We start from the raw sequence: 18,876 nt of genomic DNA on the forward strand, positions 1-18,876 counted from the left end.
TGCCCAAGTGGGCAGGCCTGGCCTGGTCCTGTCCACCCTGTTTCAAGTGCAAGAGCAGCCCAGTGCTGCTCTTTTGCTTTGCAAGAGATCCTGAAAAATGACCGCCGAAACCCGTATCCATGAACTGCGTGCCGAACTCGACCAGCACAACTACCGCTACTACGTGCTCGACGAGCCCAGTGTGCCCGATGCCGAATACGACCGCCTGTTCAACGAGCTCAAGGCGCTTGAGGCTGAACACCCTCACCTGGTAACCCCCGACTCGCCAACCCAGCGTGTCGGTGGCCAGGCGTTGTCCGCCTTCAGCCAGGTGCGCCACGAAGTGCCCATGCTCAGCCTGGGCAACGCCTTCGAAGAAACCGACCTGCGTGAGTTCGGCCGCCGCGTGGTAGAAGGCCTCGACCAGCCCGGGGCGGTCGACTACAGCTGCGAACCCAAGCTCGACGGCCTGGCGGTGAGCCTGCTGTACCGCGACGGCCAACTGGTGCAGGGCGCCACCCGTGGTGACGGCACCACCGGCGAGGATATCAGCGCCAACGTGCGCACCGTGCGCAACATCCCGCTCAAACTGCAGGGCCAGGGCTGGCCGGCGGTGCTGGAGGTGCGCGGTGAGGTGTACATGAGTAAAGCCGGTTTCGACCGGCTCAACGCCGCCCAGGCCGAAGCCGGCGGCAAGACCTTCGCCAACCCGCGCAACGCCGCCGCCGGCAGCCTGCGTCAGCTGGACTCGAAGATTACCGCCAGCCGCCCGCTGGAGTTCTGCTGCTATGGCGTTGGCCAGGTGTCCGAGAGCATCGGCGACAGCCACATCGGCACCCTCGAGCAGCTCAAGGCCTGGGGCCTGCCGATCAGCCGCGAGCTCAGGCACGCAGCAGGCATCGATGAGTGCCTGGCCTACTACCGCGACATCGGCGAGCGGCGCAACAGCCTGCCTTACGAAATCGACGGCGTGGTGTTCAAGGTCAACAGCCTGGCGGCCCAGCGCGAGCTGGGTTTCCGTGCCCGTGAGCCACGCTGGGCGATTGCCCACAAGTTCCCGGCCATGGAAGAGCTGACCGAGGTGCTGGACGTCGAGTTCCAGGTTGGCCGCACAGGTGCGGTAACGCCTGTGGCGCGCCTGAAGCCGGTCAAGGTTGCCGGTGTGACCGTGTCCAACGCCACCTTGCACAACATGGACGAAATCGCCCGCCTGGGCCTGCGCATTGGTGACACGGTCATCATCCGCCGTGCCGGTGACGTGATCCCGCAGGTGATGCAAGTCGTGCTGGAGCGCCGCCCGGAAGATGCCCGCCCGGTACAAGTGCCGAGCGAGTGCCCGGTGTGTGGCTCGCAGGTCGAACGTACCCAGTTGGTCAAGCGCAGCAAAGGCAAGGCAACCACCAGCGAAGGTGCGGTGTACCGCTGTGTCGGTCGCCTGGCCTGTGGCGCCCAGCTCAAACAGGCGATCATTCACTACGTGTCGCGCCGTGCCATGGACATCGACGGCCTGGGTGAGAAAAGCGTCGAGCAGTTGGTGGATGAAGGCCTGATCGGCTCGCCGGCAGACCTGTACAAACTGGAATTCGAGCAGGTTGTCGGGCTTGAAGGCTTTGCCGAGGTGTCCAGCAAGAAGTTGCTCGATGCCATCGAAGCCAGCAAGCGCCCGAGCCTGGCGCGCTTCATCTACGCCCTGGGCATTCCCGACGTAGGCGAAGAAACCGCCAAGGTACTCGCCCGCTCACTGGGCAGCCTGGCGCGCGTGCAGCAGGCGCTGCCGCAGGTGCTCACTTACCTGCCGGACATCGGCCTGGAAGTTGCCTATGAAATCCACAACTTCTTCGAAGACGAGCACAACCAGAAGGTCATCGAGCAGCTTCTGGCCAGCGGCATGCAGCTACAGGACGAAGGCGAACTGGCTGCCGAGTTTGCTGCCAGTACCACCTTGGCCGGGATGATCGCCAAGCTCGACATCGCCTCGGTCGGCCCGACCGGTGCCGAGAAGCTGGTGGCCAAGCTTGACAGCCTGGACAAGATCATCGCCGCCGACGGCATCGACCTGCGCCAGGCCCTGGCGGCCAAGCAGGCTGACGCAGTGCGTGAGTTCTTCAAGGATGAAGCGAATCAAAAGCTGGCGCGGGATATCGAAGCCCAGTTGCTGGCGTTCGGCATGCATTGGAGCAGCGAGAAGAAGGTAGCCGAGGGCTTGCCGCTGGCCGGCCAGACCTGGGTGTTGACCGGTACGCTGGAGCGCATGAGCCGCGACATCGCCAAAGACAAGCTGGAAAGCCTGGGGGCCAAGGTGGCCGGCTCGGTGTCTGGCAAGACCCACTGCGTGGTGGCAGGGCCGGGGGCAGGCTCCAAGCTTGCCAAGGCCGCTGAGCTGGGCGTGAAGGTGCTGGACGAAGATGCCTTTGTCACTTTCCTGGCCGAACAGGGCATTGCTATCTGAAGCCCTGCGCAGGAGCGGCCTTGTGTTGCAATCGGGTCGCACCGCGGCCCCAAATTCTGGCTTGATACCAAGATTCAGAAGCATGCACGTTCCCTGTGGGAGCTGGCTTGCCGGCGATCACCGGCAAAGCCGGTGCCATCCACCGCGGTGCCTTCTTCGCGGGCACGCCCGCTCCCACAGGTTTGCGCGCCGGTTCAGCGCCCATGCGCCTGACAAGTCATTGAGAAATGATGACTTTTTCTCCCTCAGAGGTTGTATCTGCCCGCAAGACCGGTACAATGGCGCCACTCGCTGCTCAGCGAGGCATGTAGTGGTGGCCCCGTCGGTCCCCCCGCATTGATTACCCGTTAACCTGGTCAGGCCCGGAAGGGAGCAGCCATAGCGGGAACATCGAGTGCCGGGGTGTGGCTGGTGGGGCCGCCTCCATTCTTTAAATCCTTGATTTTACAAGGATTTCTCGCTCAAAAAACCTAAAAGTGGACCAGTGCGGTAGTACACCTGAGTGGTGCACCGTAAAGTCATTCTATCGTCCATCCTTCTTGGTTCTCAATCCCGTAACCGCTCAATCGCTGAGCCGATGGCGTCGGCGTTGGTATCCAGAGCTTGCAAGGCCGTCATCACGTTGTCGTGAACGTTGGTCGAACCGCGTTGGCGAACCCATGTACTGAGCTCTTCTATTGCCGCACGAATAGCAATTTGATTCAGGTGAATCAGTTCAAGGGCGTCTGCGGTGAGGGAGGCTTTTTCCATGGATAATGCTCAGTGGGATGGTTTGTATACAGAGTACCCCATCTGCCGCAAGCTCGTTTTTCCCCTTAAATCAGGAATGGGGTTTCGGTTCGTATCCGGCGACGTTGTAGGTGGAAATCCTCTGAGGTACAGCGACTGGGCTTAACCCCCCAGCTTTCTAAAAGGGCCGGGGCGTATAGGATTATGGTAATCCCTAGCAGATACAGACGAGAACGCCGCGCCACAGCTCCAAAGAGGGCTACAGCGAGGCGCTTGAGTGCTTGTCTACCTATCCGATAGGTGAGGCTGTAAACAGCTGTATGAGGGTAGTTTTAAATAGCTGCTTTCATGTCCTTCTGTACCCGTTGTACGGTGCTTAATGCACAGTCCACAAGGGCTGCTGTCTTGCGTAGGCTCATACCGCTTTCCAGTGCTGTGCGGATACGCTCATGCAAGGCTTCGTCAGTCTTACGGCCTTTGTACACACCGTTAGCTTTAGCAGTGGTGATGCCCTCAGCCTGACGACGGCGACGGTCTTCGTAGTCTTTACGTGCAACTACAGCAAGCATGTCCAGAAGCATACCGTTGACGGCCTTAATCATGCCTTTGGTGAAGTCGTCAGTAGCACCGGCTTTGGTCAGTACAGTGTGGCTGGTCGGTAGGTCCAAACTTACGACTGTGATGCCCTTACCCTTGATGCGGGTTTTCATCGCTTCCCAGTCACCATCTTGCAATCTAGTCAGGCGGTCGACTTGCTCGATCAACAGCACGTCACCTTCGTGGCTATCATCGATCAGCCGGTTGAGTTGGTCACGTTCCAGTTTCGTGCCAGACACGTTCTCAACATAGAACGCGGCAACCTTGTGACCGTGTGCAGCGGCAAACTCGATCAGAGCAGCACGAGCTCGATTAGCGTCAGTGTCGGTTGTGGATGCACGAAGGTAGCCGCGAATGAACATGTTGATTCTCAACTGTATCGTTTTGGATGTACCGATTATATGTGTACCGCTTGAGATGGTCAAACACTATTTATCGGTACAGTCATCGGTACATTCTGGGAGTCTTTTCCTATGCTGTCTGGGGTATACCCTTTTCGGTACACACTGACAGCAGAAATATCCTGACACCGCCAACTGATCCATGCTGGCGAATGACAGCCGAAACGGAGTATCAGACAGATCGGCGAACTCGCGGACAGTCGTGCTTACCAGCACAAACGGAAACGCCCAAACCAGAAAATGGAATTTGGATTTTCCTGAGTGCCGTGTGACGACATTGGAAGAGATGGTGTGACGACATTGGTGGCGACCGGGCTTATTAAATGAGTTGATAGTGGCCATTAGGTATCAGTAGACTCACAATCTCCACGCTTATTTTGAGAACGCCATGGGAAAACCAGTTGAGAAACATTTTGATACAGCACGGGAACTGCTGGATTTTGTGTCCCCTCTCTCCCACACTTGGAATAAGGGGAAGTATATATTCAGAGGTCAACCGAGCGACCAATACAAATTGACACCATCAATATGTCGTGGTGGTATCGGCTCATTCGCCTATGGTTCACCGCACAGGATGTTCAGTAATTCCAGCAAAGGGCAGGTGAGCTTTGAACTGGATGTATTGAAGCAGTTTCTAGACGGGTGTGATCGATCGGGATTAGTAGTGCCGGGATACTCAGAACAAATCAAGACAAGGCTGCTGAACGAGCCAGAGTCATTCACCAATGCCTTTAGACAACCATGGCCCCAGCCGGCACTATATGAAATATTAGCTGCTGCGCAGCACTATGGAATACCTACTCGGCTTCTAGACTGGACGGAGAGAAGCTATGTTGCCTGCTATTTTGCAGCGTCGTCAGCAAATTTTGAACTTGATAGCATAAATGCAAAACTAGCAATATGGGCACTGAGTACCGAGCATTCAAGGCACTGGAAAACAGTTGAGATTATTAGGACGCCGGGTGGGACAAGTAGGAATCAAGCAGCTCAGTCAGGGCTCTTTACCACTCACAAGGTTGATACTTTTAGCCTGCCTGCCCAAGACATATATCAGCCAGAAGCCCTAGAGGACGTGGAAGAGATTTACAGCACGGCTCAAGCAGTCTTCCCCCTTATGAAGTTGACCCTGCCGGTCAGTGAAGCTCCTGAGTTGTTGAATCTATGCTCTAAGCTTGGGGTTGACGGGTCAACACTGTTTCCGGGCTATCATGGTGTCGCAATGATGGTAAGGGACTGGGCCAATGTAGCAGTTGGAGTAAGAATGTCTCCGTCAGCCCTTGATGATTATTATGAGGACTATAGCGAGTCGGACTAATTAGCCAAGAATAACCTCTAAGGAAAGAGATCGACTACCATGGCCTACACCCTGATTGACATTGGCAAACAGCCGGAAGAAACCTTAAACGTCTCATTGCTCCTTCCGCTTCCGGCGGATACGCCTTATGGGAATTTCCAGCTCAAGTGGATGGACATTATTTCTAGGCTTAATGAAGCCAATCGAAAAATTATCACAAGCTATGAGACTTGGTGTGCCGCAAGAACCGGGAGCATTGAAGACAGTATGAAAGATGTTTTCAATATACATCGGTTTTCGACAGAGTACGCAGTTACCGGCATGCGAAGGGTAGCGGATGAGCTTGTGGCGCTTGTCTGGTGTATGCACCAACTAAGGGATGGAGGCGAGATTCCTTCAAAGGTAAAAGTCGATACAATCGGGCTCGTGTTCAAGCACAAGTATCATGGCCCGGATGATTTATTCGAGCGACACCTTGAATTGATTAGGCTGCTCAATGATCTATCAAATACCTTTAAGCACTCTTTCATTCAGTCCGATTTGGCAAGAATAGGTCAGGATGAACCTTTGGTTCTAGCATTAAATCTTGAGCGAGCCGATTTGGTGAACGAATCACAATTTTATGCGATAAGAATGTCAGCATTTGTCAAAGACTACACCAGTTTCTTTCACGACTGCCGAGAATGGCTTCGCTCATTGCAGTCATGACATTGCTGACTTGGAATAACCCTATTCACAGGAACCTGTGAAGTTGCAATTCACTAAAGCGGGAAGAGGAATGCTTTCTCTGTCTTTTCCCGAATGATTATGAATGTCACCTTCTTCGTTTGACCACGAAGAGTTAGGATTAAAATCACTGAATACAAGAATCTTGTCTTGAGCGACAAGAAGAAAGAAACAAATACATTCATACAAGATACTCGGACTTGACAGCCGAGAAGAGAAAAGCAAATACATCTGCTGTTGATCTTGATTTTGCTTTAAGGCGACGAAGGAGACTTCCCCAAAGGGGTAGGAGAAGAAATCATTCGCTTTTGATCTTTGTTATAAAACTGACTGATGCTCTTTTGTTATCCGTCTACGGATGAAAGTTTTTATCAGTAATGTTTTATGATTGTATATTCCTGTGCTAGTTAACACAGAGTGATAATGCTCTTTAATTTAGGGGGCTGCTTGCTGCTGCCTGCCCCCTTCTATTTTCTTTGAAATCATGACTCAAGGTTCCACCTTGAATAGAAGCTATCCTGTGGATAATCTCCACAGAAGAAAGGCTGTTATATTTTTCGACTCCCCTAGATCGGGCTCCCCTTAAATATAATGCGACGCACTTAGGTGTGCACTTTTTCAAGCTGCTATTTTCCACTTGCTGACGGTGTTCCTGTGCACGCCAGTCTCCCGTGCTACATTGGCCACAGACAGACCGCTACGGATCATCTCAAGGGCTTTGGCTTGCATTGGATGCTCAACTCTCAACACCTTGACAGTAACCGGATTTCTTACCGGGTAACGCACGATAGCTTCTGATAAGATTTCCAGCCTGTCAGCCTCATAGAATTCCCGCGTGTTGTACTTGGTGAAAACCATTTCACAGTCATGATGCAGCTTTTCAAGCCACTCAGCCATGTGCCGCTTCCATTCAAAAACATTTGGCACATCGTCAGTCAGGTCTATGGTGGACGCGATTCCGACAACTTGTGCAGATGTATCAAACAAAGGGATGCAATCCTTGATCTTCAATTTCAAACTTTCAGGCACAACCTTTTCAAGTTGCGGAATAACGATGCGGGCTGCTTGAACATAGCGCTCAGCTTGCCGTGATTCAAAATCAAACATCTCGCCTACGGTGTATTTGTCGATTTGCTTGCAAGTTTGCAGCATCAAAAGAATCTTCTTAACCGATAATGGAAACTGGTCACCTTCTGGACGATACCAGTTCAACCTTGCAACTCCCTCGACAACATCAAGACACCACTTCGGATACAGTGTGTGATCTTTGGATGTATTATCAACTGGAACCAATGGGCAGACAATGTATCCTGCAAATGGATTAACAAGCTTCTCGTAGTCGCCACCAGTAGCTGATCGCTCAGGTTTAATACCGCCAGCACCACGCGCAGAAATCAAGGCATTTGCATTGCTCTCAAATCGAGAATTCAGTTCTGATAGTTGTTCATTAGTGAGCATTTCTTAAGTCTCCTTTTTTCAGTTCTATTCAATAGACAGTTCCTCTCAGGCGTTGCCATGTGTATGTGAGCTGCCATTATCTCAAGGATTCAAATGGCAGAAAACCCCTTGACAAGTTATCTAAATCAGTAGGAGGTAAATAGTTTAGAGAGCTCGGTTTTTGACTTCTCTAAATCTGATTCGACTTCTCTAAGCAAGAAATCATCTGTCTTTGCAGGCCGCTCTACAGCCTCAAACGAAGCTCACCCACACCCGCTAGCTTTGCTTGTCTTTTCCTTTAAACCGCCTCAAACCGCACTAGGGAGCGCTCTAGAGGCATCCAGCATTACTATCTGTACAGAGTTAAGAATAACTTGTTATTTCTGTGCGAATTGAATGATTTTTGATCGAGAAAGTGAAATCTACTTAACACCCGTACAACAACCCCCAATGATAATCGGGGGATGGCCGTAAACCACAGACACAAAAAAGCTCCCACACCTGCGTAAGCAAATGGGAAGCATCTGATATTTTCATCTGTTAATCCGGGATGACAAGTGGAGAGTAACATTCAGCAACTTGTTTTTCGATTGCAGCAAGTTGTCTTGCCTCTTTCTCTGCTGCTGCTTTTGCTTCCTTTTCTACCGCTGCTTGTTTCAGTTGCACCCGAAGCAAGTCTTGATAACGACTATGTTCACTTTGAAGCCACTCGACATACGATGCTTTCACCTTGGCCTTAATGGCCTCAACATCCAGTGCTTGAACTTCGTCAGGTTTTTTGAGGAAACATGAGTAATTGAGTGGTTCGGTGACAACTCGCCAGCTTCTGGCAACTGAATACCCTGCTTTCATTTTGTCTGCTACTTGCTCAAGGAAATCATGAGCTAGTGAAGCATTTAGAAATTCTAGGCTATCACTCGTATGATGATACTTATGTAGTTCCAGAGCAAGACGGCGGTCATATTCTACTTCGTCATATTTCGGTGGTGTGCCGCGGATGGTGATTTTATCTTTGTTTACTGCTGTCATTTACTTTACTCCTTTTCGCTTGTGAATAAGGGCAATCATCTTGCTAATTATTGTGGATTGATAGGTCAACTCGTTAAATTGAGTGAACGGCTTTACAGTTGGTTTGACAACTGGAGCAGATGTATTTGGCTTTACCGCTGCCTGTTGCTTGCTACGATCTTTACGTCGCCATGCTTTTCCATGCTCAAGTAAAAACTTATCTAGTTCTAGATCACGCATATCTTGATTCCCCTGTGATTGATAGCTGTTCTTCAAGCAGTTCAACAATGTCTGAACACCTTTGCCATTCGGCTTGATTGCTTGTGGCCTTAGCTGCACTACCCAAAGACCTGTAATATGAAATTTCTTTATTGAGCTTATAATTGGTCATTTGAGAATCATGCATATTTCTTCGTCACCATTTCAGTCAACAGCCCACTTACACCTTTCTTTGAGGTGAAGGCTTCGATAGCCATATCAGTGTAAATGGAAAGAGGTACCCGAAAGTTTACGAGGACTGATTGGAGTTTGTTTGAACGAAAGAGTTTGCTTCTACAGCTGTTAGAGCAAGTGATTGCATGTTTACGCAAGTGTGAAATGTCAGTATTACAGATGCGGCATGGCCGAGTATTTTCCATGTGGAATCCTCCATGAATGTAATTGGATTGTCTTTACGACGAATAAAAAAGAGTCCCAGCACCTTTTGAGGATGCTGGGAAACTTGGAGAAACGAAGGCCAGCCACTATGGCTAATAGCTGGCTGTAACCACTTGGCTATTGGTCACAAGGAATAAATGCCAATGACATTCGAGGGTATCATTGGCAGATGACAGCTTGAACGAGGAAAGGAGAAAACCTGTACAAGCTGTCTTGGGCGAGGATACGCCCGCTGAAATAGAATGATTGAAAATGGTGGAGATACACGCCTTTGGGACAAAGACAAAGGCGGACTCTATTTAACCAACCATCCATTCTCAATACATACTGGAATTGGAGTAATTGAAAGTATTAGCGGACCTCCGACCTTAACAGCATCAAACACCACCCAAATGCTGCACCTAATACTCTCAATTCATGTTGATATTATAATATTTTTTATAAAATAAGTCAATACCGTTACATAAGTTCTTCGCACTTTGTAGTAACTTTTATGAGAAATATTTCAATTATTCTATACATAGTAAAGCGTCTCTCATGGCTGCTATCGGAGTCCTACTACCATAAATGCCAAAAGTGACTGAACTGTCCTCGTGGCCAACCATGCGCTTGATTAACGAATCCTGTACTGCCGCTTCACGAAGATCATCAATGAATGTATGGCGGAAGCTGTGAAATGTCTTTCGAGTGTCAGTGATACCCAGCTTCGTTTTGTACCTGCCAAACCACTTCGATGGAGCGTGACCCAGCTTCCCACGTACTGCTTCCAGATCAGGGAACAAGCGATCCGCCCCGGTTGCCTTGAGTGATTCAACGTGCTGCAACAAACCCAGTTCTATTAGAGTAGGGTGGATGGGCAGCACACGCCGACTCCCGGTGTTCTTAAGATTTTGACCTTCACTGCTGTCGTCAATGCGGAAGCATTGGATACCTTGGTGCTCAATGAAGTCATCAGTACGTAGCTGACACAACTCTTCTAACCGGGCTCCAGTGTATCGACCGAGTAGTGGTATCCAGAATCGCCACTGATGTTTTCGGGCTTCCTTTCGCAATGCCTCATGGTCCAGCAGGGTGACTAGGTCATGCCGATCAAATGACAGACGTGCTTCCTTTGCTGAGCCAGTCATCACCTTCATGCCCGCCAAAGGGTTTTCAGTGACGTACCTGTTCACCTTGCACCAGTTGAGGAAGGCGGTGAGTTTGCGTAGGCGGTTGTTAACCGTGACAGCGGTTATGGTTTTGTAGGTGCTGCCCGACTCAACCACCTCCTTCAACGTCTTCCCCTTAAACTCTGGGCGTAAGCCGAAATACTGAGGGCAGCGGCTAAGCCGTTCTTTTAATAGGCGGGCTTGCTGAGCATCGAAGTCTACCGCAGGCATGTCACCCATTAGCTCAAACAGCTCAGCAAGGGCACGCTCAATGTCTTCGGTGCTGGTTTGTCGCCATGTGCCACCACGTTTGCCTTCTTCTATATACAGCTTCGAAAGGGCGGCAAGGGTAGGTCCGTCACTTTTCGACTTCGCTGTAGGTGCTGTAGCCTTTCGCGGTGCAGTTGGTGCAGGAAAGGTTGCTGGCTTTGGTGCTGATTCGCGCCACTGTGAGCACAGCGCACGCAACGTCTCAGGGGAGGTTAGGGGATGTTCGCTCAAGTGGTTGCTCACCTGCTGAGCTAAAGAGCTGGCAAGGAATAGTGCAGCCTGACGCTCTCGCAATTGCAGGCATACGCGGAGGGTGTGACGGTTCGGGAACAGGTGCTTCGGTAGTCGAAGGTTGAGGTAGTAAACGGACTGGCGGCGGACGATGTAGGCCATTGAGAAAACACCAGAGTGGACCAGTAAAGTGGACCAATTGAGTGGAACAATTCTGGTTGCACCCCGATCTCTGAGCGTCTGTGCGGGGTGTCCGCACGGATAGATATGATGGTATCCCGTCAGCCTGAAACCCTTACTCTATAAGGGCTGCATTGATTACCAGCATGCCTGCATGCGACCTAGGCATGATCCGGAAGGGAGCAGCCATAGCGGGAACATCGAGTGCCGGGGTGTGGCTGGTGGGGCCGCCTCCATTTCTGGGGTCGGAAAACATCAGTCTGCAACGAACGCCTTCGTTCTTTCCTGCTTTTCGCCCAATGCCCCTGCCGCCGACAGCTTCATCAGCCGCTGGAATTTCGGGCATGCCAGATGATCCTCCTCTGGGCACTGCGCCGCATGCCGCAATCCCTTGCTCATCGCTTGCAACCGCCTGATTCGCGCATCCAGCTCGTCCGCCTTGGCGACCAGCATCTGCCGGTCGACCTGCAGGTCCACCAGCATCGCCCCCACTTCATCCAGCGAAAATCCCGCAGCCTGCCCTAGGGCGATCAGAGCCAGCCGGTCTGCCACATCAGCCGCAAACTGCCGCCGCTGGCCGCGCCCGGCCAGCGACTTGAGCAAGCCTTTCTTCTCGTAGTAACGCAGTGTCGATGCGGGTACGCCTGTGCGTTTTGCGACGTCGGCAATGTCCATTTCGGGCCCTTGACTTGAAGTTGACTTCAACTTCTATGCTGCGCGGCATGGGTATTGACCGTCAACCTTCGAGGGCTTGTTCAATGACGTTTACTGCGATGTTTCTAGCTGCTTTGCCGATTGGCATCGGTGCCACGGTAGTGATGGACCTGTGGGGGTTGCTGCTGAGGCGGTTGGGTGTGGCAACGCTGAACTTTGCCATGGTTGGGCGTTGGGTGGGGCATTTGCTCAACGGGCGCGTACGGCATCAAGCGATTGCCAAGGCGGAACCGGTGCGAAATGAGTTGGCGTGGGGATGGGTGATTCATTACGCCACTGGCGTGCTTTTCGCGTTGCTGCTGGTTGTGATCGCAGGGGAGAGCTGGTTGCGGTCACCTGCTCTTTTGCCAGCAGTACTTGTGGGTGTGGGGACAGTCGTGGCACCGCTGTGCTTCATGCAGCCGGCGATGGGGGCGGGGTTCTTTGCGTCCAGAACGCCGACACCTGCGCGTAACTGCCTGAAGAGCCTGGTTACGCACTTTGTGTTTGGCGTGGGGTTATTTTTGAGTGCGGGGTTGCTGGCTTCGGTGTAAGGGCAGTGAGTTCGGTCAGAGCGAGCGCACAATCAGCATACCTGCTATCAGTAGTACCAAGGCAAACCCCGCACCTATGCTAAGCGGGATTAAAGCCTCCCACGGGGAGGATTCTCTGAGCTTGCGTATCTCCTCAGCAAGCATCTCCGCTTCGCTGTGTAACTGCTCAGAGGGGTTTTGGGCAGGGCGGGGCATTTGGGACTCCTTACACCTGGGTTGATGAAGACTCAAAGTTTGCTGGTCAAAGCCATGATGCCCGCGACGGCTGTCACCACCGTCGCTCCAACCAATAGCGGGTACCAAAACGTCTCTCGCTTGAGCTTACGCGTTTCTGCCACGAGTTTGTGAGTCTCGGCGACAAGCTTGCTGTTTCCAATTTGTAACTTTTCAAGTTCGAGGTGTTTACGATCATCCTGAAGCATCGGCCTGTCTATTCTGATGGGGCGAATGTGCCATGGGGCGTGCTTCATTGTGTGCGGTTTTGTTTGGGGGCGAAACCGCCGTCTTCCATTGGTGTTGTAGTCCAATTGCCCTCAAGATCGTCATGGTTGCGGGCCATTCAGATTGCCTGGGGGCAGGCGGATGCGGTGGCATTGGCGTTTGAGCGCCGAAGCCAATGATTTGGTCTTGAAGTAAGTCGGGATAGCAGGGATATCGAGTAACCCGCTCCCACAGGGGCGCGCAAGCTTCGTGAGGGTTTGCCTTCCATCAAGTGCACCGGGTTAGGGCCGGGCCACAGACATATTGTCCGGGTCGCCCGCTCCCCCATACCGTTGCACAATCCGCTCGATCTCCCCCGACTGCTTCATTCTTACCAGCGCCCGCAACAGCGCTTGTGTCGGTATCGCCGGATCGTTGCGCACCATGCACCCCAAATCCTGTTCTTCCAGCACCGCGAGTGCCTGCAATTGCTGCCCGGCTGGCAAGCCTTGGTTAAACCACTGCAACGACAGCTGGTTGCTCACCGCATGCCGATACCGCCCGGCCTGCAGCTTTTGCAGCACCAGCAACTGGCTGCGGCTGTCCTCGCGGTGCAGTTGGCCTTTGTCCAGCAGCGGTTGCAGGGTTGAATAGGTGTAGCCCAGCACCGTGCCGATAGCCTGGGGTGGCAGCTGCTCCGGCGGCATCGGGGTGCTATCGCTGACGCGGCCAACCAGCACGTCGCGCTGGTGAATCAGCGGGATACTCCACACAAAATCCCCTGGTCGGTCATTGAGCCACCGGGTGCTGACGTAGCAACGCACATCGATGTCACCGCTGCTCATGGCCTCCTCCAGGCGCAGGCGGGCCATGACGTGGTACTCGGGACGTGCGCCTACTTCCTTGGCAACGGCCTGTGTCAGGTCGTAAAGCAACCCCTCCACTGGCTGGTCGCCTTCGAGGCGCACCAGTGGCATACCCCAGCTCTCGGCCACAGAGAAGCGCAGTACCGGCTGTTCAGCCAGGCTGTGGGTGGTCCAGAGCAATAGCAGGGCCAGCAAGCTTCGCAAAGGCGTATCCTCCCTGAACAACGCGCCTGTCTCAAAGCGTAGACGACGCGCGCAGGGTGCAATTTTGCCCCCGCTCCGCTAGCATTAGCGATCTTCCGCTCTATCAGGCTACGATGGTTTTTCGATGAGTTATCAGGTTCTTGCACGTAAATGGCGTCCGCGCTCGTTCCGCGAAATGGTCGGCCAGGCCCATGTGCTGAAGGCCTTGATCAATGCCTTGGACAATCAGCGCCTGCACCACGCCTACCTGTTCACCGGTACCCGGGGCGTGGGCAAGACCACCATCGCCCGTATTATCGCCAAGTGCCTGAACTGCGAGACCGGCATCACATCGACGCCGTGCGGCACCTGTTCGGTGTGCCGTGAAATCGACGAAGGCCGCTTCGTCGACCTGATCGAGATCGACGCCGCCAGCCGCACCAAGGTCGAGGACACCCGCGAACTGCTGGACAACGTGCAGTACGCCCCGAGCCGTGGGCGCTTCAAGGTCTACCTGATCGACGAAGTGCACATGCTCTCGACCCACTCGTTCAACGCCTTGCTCAAGACGCTGGAAGAGCCGCCGCCCTACGTCAAGTTCATCCTCGCCACCACCGACCCGCAGAAGCTGCCGGCCACCATCCTGTCGCGCTGCCTGCAGTTCTCGCTGAAGAACATGAGCCCGGAGCGGGTGGTTGAACACCTCAGCCACGTACTGGCTGCCGAAAACGTGCCGTTCGAGCCGGATGCCCTGTGGCTGCTGGGTCGTGCAGCCGATGGCTCGATGCGTGATGCCATGAGCCTTACCGACCAGGCCATCGCCTTTGGCGAAGGCAAGGTGCTGGCCGCTGACGTGCGGGCCATGCTTGGCAGCCTGGATCACGGCCAGGTCTATGGCGTGTTGCAGGCGTTGCTCGAAGGCGATGCCCGTGCGTTGCTGGAGGCCGTGCGCAACCTAGCCGAGCAGGGCCCCGACTGGGCTGGCGTGCTGGCCGAGATGCTTAACGTGCTGCACCGTGTTGCCATTGCCCAGGCGCTGCCGGAAGCGGTGGACAACGGCCAGGGCGACCGCGAGCGGGTACTGGCGCTGGCTTCGGCATTGCCGGCCGAGGACGTGCAGTTCTATTACCAGATGGGCCTGATCGGCCGCCGAGACCTGCCATTGGCGCCGGACCCGCGTGGGGGTTTCGAGATGGTCCTGCTACGCATGCTGGCGTTCCGCCCGGCCGATACCGACGACGCGCCGAAACCGGTGCTAAAGCCAGTGGGGATCAGCCAAGCCACAGCTGATCCTGCAACGCCGGTGGCAGCCTCGGCGTCGGCCGAGCCCTCATCGCCTGTCGCGGCCGTACCGGCAGAGCCTGTGCCGGCCGCCCCACAGCTGGAAGTGCCTGCACCTGCGACAGCCGACCATGAGCCGGAGGCCGAGCCAGACGTTGAGCTGCAGGCCGAGATCGAGGCCATTTCCGTACCCGAGCCTGTTGCGCAGGTGGTCGACCTGCCGTGGGAAGAGCCGGCAGCTGCACCCGCGCCGGTAGCGGCTGAACCTGCGCCTGTGCCCGCACCAGCGCCCGAGCCTGTTGCCCCTGCGCCGGCACCACAGGCCACCGCGACCCACGACGAGCCGCCTTTCGACCCCTCCGCCTACGCAGCCGTAGGCATGGATCGTGACGATGAGCCGCCGCTGGACGAAGACTATTACGGTGGTGAAAGCGACCCGGTCGGTTTCAGCTACCTGGACGAGTTGGCCGAACATGTGCAAGAAGAGGTGTCCAAGCCGGCTGCCGAACCGCTGCCAGCAGCTAAACCGGCCACCGGGCTGGCCCTGCAATGGCTGGAATTATTCCCACAGTTGCCTGTGTCCGGGATGACAGGCAACATCGCGGCAAACTGTACGCTGATTGCCGCCGATGGCGATGATTGGCTGCTGCACCTGGACCCTGGCCAGGGCGCGCTGTTCAACTCGACCCAGCAAAGGCGCCTGAACGAAGCGCTCAACCAGCACCTGGGGCGCACGCTGAACCTGCGCATCGAGCTGATCCTGCCCGAGCAGGAAACCCCGGCCCAGGCGGCCTCGCGCAAGCGTGCAGAGCGCCAGCAGGACGCGGTCAGCTCTATCGAGCAGGATCCGTTGATCCAGCAGATGATCAAGTTGTTCGGTGCCAAGGTGCGGCAGGATACTATTGAGCCTGTAGAGGCCCTGGCCAAACAGGGCCAGTAACCGATAACCATGCGGCTGGCCCTGCGCCGGGCCGCATCACATGACCCAATCGAGGTATACCCCCATGATGAAAGGTGGCATGGCCGGCCTGATGAAGCAGGCCCAGCAGATGCAGGAAAAGATGCAGAAAATGCAGGAAGAGCTGGCCAACGCCGAAGTCACCGGCCAGTCCGGTGGCGGCCTGGTGAGCGTGGTGATGACCGGTCGTCACGACGTCAAGCGCGTCAGCATCGACCAAAGCCTGATGTCGACCGACGAGGACGACAAGGAAGTGCTGGAAGACCTGATCGCCGCCGCCCTGAACGATGCCGTGCGCAAGATCGAGCAGAGCAGCCAGGAAAAGATGGGCGGCATGACCGCCGGCATGCAACTGCCACCGGGCTTCAAGATGCCGTTCTAAGGGCATTGCGATACCGAAAACCGCCGCTGATGTCAGCGGCGGTTTTTTTTGCGGAGATTTCAACCCAGGCGCGGTCTGCTTTTTATGTGGGAGCAACTGTTTTGCTCAAACGTTGAAATTTTGCACGATCACTGTGGGAGCGGGCATGCCCGCGAACACGGGCGAAGCCCGTGCCATCCACCGTGCAGCCTGCTTCGCGGGCATGCCCGCTCCCACATTGACCGCGCTAGCTTTCCAGTTTTGTGCAAGGCAGTTGCTCTCACCTAACTGCAGGCCGCGCAGGCTTTGGGTGATGTGATTTGACGCCACTGCCCACGCTGGGTATAAACCGCCTCTTATTGATTTGTCAGGCCATTCCCATGAGCTTCAGCCCCCTCATCCGCCAACTGATCGACGGCCTGCGCATCCTGCCGGGTGTCGGTCAGAAAACCGCCCAGCGCATGGCCTTGCAACTGCTCGAGCGTGACCGCAGCGGCGGCCTGCGCCTGGCCCAGGCCCTGACCCAGGCCATGGAAGGGGTTGGCCATTGCCGCCAGTGCCGCACCCTGACCGAGCAGGAGCTGTGCCCGCAATGCGCCGACACGCGCCGTGACGATACCCAGCTGTGCGTGGTCGAGGGGCCGACCGATGTGTATGCGGTGGAGCAGACGGGCTACCGTGGCCGCTACTTTGTGCTCAAGGGGCACCTGTCGCCGCTGGACGGTCTGGGGCCGGAGGCAATTGGCATTCCGCAGCTGATGGCGCGCATCGAGGAGCAGGGCACTTTTACCGAGGTGATCCTGGCGACCAACCCGACAGTGGAAGGGGAGGCGACGGCGCATTACATCGCGCAGTTGCTGAGCGAGAAGGGGTTGATGGCGTCGCGGATTGCCCATGGTGTGCCGCTGGGCGGCGAGCTGGAGATGGTGGATGGCGGGACCTTGGCCCATGCCTTTGCAGGGCGCCGGCCAATTTCGCTCTGATTCAAAAATGCTGGGGCCGCTTTGCGGCCCCTTCGCGACACAAGGCCGCTCCTATGTATGGACTCGCCCACACTGTCTAGCTGCTTTTGAACATAGGAACCCGGTTGCATCTATGTATCAGGCCTATTCGAGGAAGCTTTTCGCTTCTGGCCAACATCGTGGTGAGCTCGCAGTGTGCCGTTTACATTGAGGCCATTACGTTAGGCCTGTAGGAGCGGAGGCATCTGTCTGCGACGGTCTTACCTAGGGTCAATGTTCACTAGCAGGGGTTGGAGCGCTCAGCGCTCCGGTGGCATTGCTCGGTTGGTCAGAGGCTCATAGCAGCCTCCGGGTTGTTGTTCGGTTTGCGTTGGTAGACCTGATTGCTCTGTAACAGAGCCCAGATAATGCGCAGATTTCGATTAGCCAGTCTGATCGCCGCCTCCTTGCGTCCAAGGCGGGATAGCCAGCGCAACAGGCGGCGATCGTCTGGCTGATCGGAATCAGGTCTTAGCTGACTCAAGACAGCATGCGCGCCCTGGATCAGGCTGCGTATGTAGCCGTCACCTCGCTTGCTCATTCTGCCCAGCCTGATTTTGTTTCCGCTACTGTGCTGGTCCGGCACGATACCGAAGAAGGCGGAATACATTCGGCCACTCGCGAAGCGGCTGGGTTCGGTCTGTTTTGCCACGATCGCCGTGGCGATGATTGGGCCAACGCCACGAATGGTGATCAGCCGCTGTGCCACCTTATCTTGCTGGGCTGTCACTTCGAGCCGTCCACTCAGCGCCGCAATGCGTTCACCTAAAGACAGCCAGTCAGTCAGCAGCTCATCAAGCAACTCGCGCAACAAGTCGGGCAGCGGCAAGGAGGCATCCTCAAGCGCCCGCGGTACCTGCTGACTGATCGCGGCATCGCCTTGAGGCATGGATACGCCATGCTCAAGCAGCAGGCCACGTATCTGATTGCCCAGCGCTGTATGCCGCTTGATGTTGCCGCGCCGGATGCGATGCAGTGCTTGAATAGCCAGCGCTGTGGTGCTCTTGATCGGTACGGAGGCAATGCTGGTATCGCGACCGGCACGCAGAATGGCATGGGCATCGTTACGGTCGTTCTTCGCGCCGCTACGGTGTTCGGCGACGCGTTGCGCAGGCAGGATGCGAACCGGATTACCTTTGGTTTGCAGCAGCCTGGCCCAGGCTTGTGCACCTGGACCGCACTCCATCAAGACGGCCACGGTCGTTGGCAGCCTGATCAGGAAGTCATGGAATGCTTGACGGGATTTGATGCGATCTTCGTAGATCACCCGACCAGTAGCGTCCTCGCCTGCCAACTGGAAGACCTGTTTGGCCAGGTCTACGCAGATGGTTGTGCAAAGTTCCACATCGGTGGAAGACAGGGAATCGTGCTTCGAACTATGCTTTTTCATGGTCTCGCCCTCGCTGCCGTTGGCTTCTTCGAACGCCACCGTGGCACTGTGATGCCTCGGCGG

At 55.1% G+C, this 18,876-nt stretch carries 17 protein-coding genes and 1 other RNA gene; 8 read left to right on the top strand and 10 right to left on the bottom strand.

Annotated elements, in window-relative coordinates; genetic code table 11:
• The first annotated feature begins 97 nt into the window (after positions 1-97).
• Positions 98-2,428: an NAD-dependent DNA ligase LigA gene (gene ligA, locus N805_RS01060; RefSeq protein WP_019472851.1), complete on the top strand. Its 2,331-nt coding sequence runs from the start codon at positions 98-100 to the stop codon at positions 2,426-2,428.
• Positions 2,429-2,748: 320 nt separating this feature from the next.
• An RNA gene (gene ffs, locus N805_RS29485) (signal recognition particle sRNA small type) lies at positions 2,749-2,845 on the top strand.
• 129 nt (positions 2,846-2,974) lie between these two features.
• Here ffs and N805_RS01065 read toward each other — a convergent pair.
• Together N805_RS01065 and N805_RS01070 are read right to left on the bottom strand one after the other, a co-directional pair.
• A complete protein-coding gene (locus N805_RS01065; RefSeq protein ID WP_019472852.1) occupies positions 2,975-3,178 on the bottom strand; it encodes a hypothetical protein in 204 nt (67 codons plus the stop codon).
• 311 nt (positions 3,179-3,489) lie between these two features.
• Positions 3,490-4,116: a recombinase family protein gene (locus N805_RS01070; protein ID WP_019472853.1), complete on the bottom strand. Its 627-nt coding sequence runs from the start codon at positions 4,114-4,116 to the stop codon at positions 3,490-3,492.
• A gap of 427 nt (positions 4,117-4,543) precedes the next feature.
• Between N805_RS01070 and N805_RS29490 the strand changes: the two genes are divergently transcribed.
• The gene (locus N805_RS29490) at positions 4,544-5,470 is read left to right on the top strand and encodes an FRG domain-containing protein (protein ID WP_080956761.1); all 927 of its coding nucleotides are present in this window, start codon (positions 4,544-4,546) and stop codon (positions 5,468-5,470) included.
• Between the two features lie 39 nt (positions 5,471-5,509).
• The gene (locus N805_RS01075) at positions 5,510-6,157 is read left to right on the top strand and encodes a hypothetical protein (protein WP_019472854.1); all 648 of its coding nucleotides are present in this window, start codon (positions 5,510-5,512) and stop codon (positions 6,155-6,157) included.
• A gap of 636 nt (positions 6,158-6,793) precedes the next feature.
• Here N805_RS01075 and N805_RS30380 read toward each other — a convergent pair.
• The 5 genes from N805_RS30380 to N805_RS01090 all read right to left on the bottom strand — a co-directional run bounded on the left by N805_RS30380 (position 6,794) and on the right by N805_RS01090 (position 11,781).
• Positions 6,794-7,633: a helix-turn-helix domain-containing protein gene (locus N805_RS30380; protein ID WP_155412653.1), complete on the bottom strand. Its 840-nt coding sequence runs from the start codon at positions 7,631-7,633 to the stop codon at positions 6,794-6,796.
• Positions 7,634-8,152: 519 nt separating this feature from the next.
• A complete protein-coding gene (locus N805_RS30385; protein ID WP_155412654.1) occupies positions 8,153-8,641 on the bottom strand; it encodes a hypothetical protein in 489 nt (162 codons plus the stop codon).
• On the bottom strand, positions 8,642-8,860 hold the full coding sequence (locus N805_RS30390; RefSeq protein WP_155412655.1) for a hypothetical protein: 219 nt from the start codon (positions 8,858-8,860) through the stop codon (positions 8,642-8,644). It abuts the gene before it with no gap.
• A gap of 926 nt (positions 8,861-9,786) precedes the next feature.
• Positions 9,787-11,088, bottom strand: coding sequence for a site-specific integrase (locus N805_RS01085; RefSeq protein ID WP_033692639.1), 1,302 nt, complete (start codon positions 11,086-11,088; stop codon positions 9,787-9,789).
• Between the two features lie 273 nt (positions 11,089-11,361).
• The gene (locus N805_RS01090) at positions 11,362-11,781 is read right to left on the bottom strand and encodes a helix-turn-helix domain-containing protein (RefSeq protein ID WP_019472858.1); all 420 of its coding nucleotides are present in this window, start codon (positions 11,779-11,781) and stop codon (positions 11,362-11,364) included.
• Positions 11,782-11,864: 83 nt separating this feature from the next.
• Here N805_RS01090 and N805_RS01095 point away from each other — a divergent pair, with 83 nt between their 5' ends.
• Positions 11,865-12,353, top strand: a complete 489-nt coding sequence (locus N805_RS01095; RefSeq protein ID WP_019472859.1) for a DUF2938 domain-containing protein — start codon at positions 11,865-11,867, stop codon at positions 12,351-12,353.
• Positions 12,354-12,580: 227 nt separating this feature from the next.
• Here the strand turns inward: N805_RS01095 and N805_RS01105 are convergent, their stop codons facing one another.
• Both N805_RS01105 and N805_RS01110 read right to left on the bottom strand, forming a co-directional pair.
• Positions 12,581-12,775, bottom strand: coding sequence for a hypothetical protein (locus N805_RS01105; RefSeq protein ID WP_019472861.1), 195 nt, complete (start codon positions 12,773-12,775; stop codon positions 12,581-12,583).
• A 300-nt stretch (positions 12,776-13,075) separates the two neighbouring features.
• Positions 13,076-13,843: a substrate-binding periplasmic protein gene (locus N805_RS01110; RefSeq protein WP_019472862.1), complete on the bottom strand. Its 768-nt coding sequence runs from the start codon at positions 13,841-13,843 to the stop codon at positions 13,076-13,078.
• Between the two features lie 124 nt (positions 13,844-13,967).
• On the opposite strand from N805_RS01110, the gene dnaX reads away from it, so the two are divergent.
• From dnaX to recR, 3 genes are all read left to right on the top strand, one after another.
• Positions 13,968-16,043, top strand: coding sequence for a DNA polymerase III subunit gamma/tau (gene dnaX / locus N805_RS01115; protein ID WP_028613390.1), 2,076 nt, complete (start codon positions 13,968-13,970; stop codon positions 16,041-16,043).
• A gap of 64 nt (positions 16,044-16,107) precedes the next feature.
• Positions 16,108-16,443 (top strand): YbaB/EbfC family nucleoid-associated protein, encoded by a 336-nt coding sequence (locus N805_RS01120; RefSeq protein ID WP_016488349.1) that lies wholly within the window; start codon positions 16,108-16,110, stop codon positions 16,441-16,443.
• A gap of 359 nt (positions 16,444-16,802) precedes the next feature.
• Complete coding sequence (gene recR / locus N805_RS01125; RefSeq protein WP_016498636.1) at positions 16,803-17,405, top strand: recombination mediator RecR; 603 nt, start codon at positions 16,803-16,805, stop codon at positions 17,403-17,405.
• A gap of 307 nt (positions 17,406-17,712) precedes the next feature.
• Here the strand turns inward: recR and N805_RS01130 are convergent, their stop codons facing one another.
• The gene (locus tag N805_RS01130) at positions 17,713-18,768 is read right to left on the bottom strand and encodes an IS110 family transposase (RefSeq protein WP_080956849.1); all 1,056 of its coding nucleotides are present in this window, start codon (positions 18,766-18,768) and stop codon (positions 17,713-17,715) included.
• Between the last annotated feature and the right edge of the window lie 108 nt (positions 18,769-18,876).

The sequence above is a fragment of the Pseudomonas putida S13.1.2 genome (assembly GCF_000498395.2).
GTDB lineage: Bacteria > Pseudomonadota > Gammaproteobacteria > Pseudomonadales > Pseudomonadaceae > Aquipseudomonas > Aquipseudomonas putida_Q.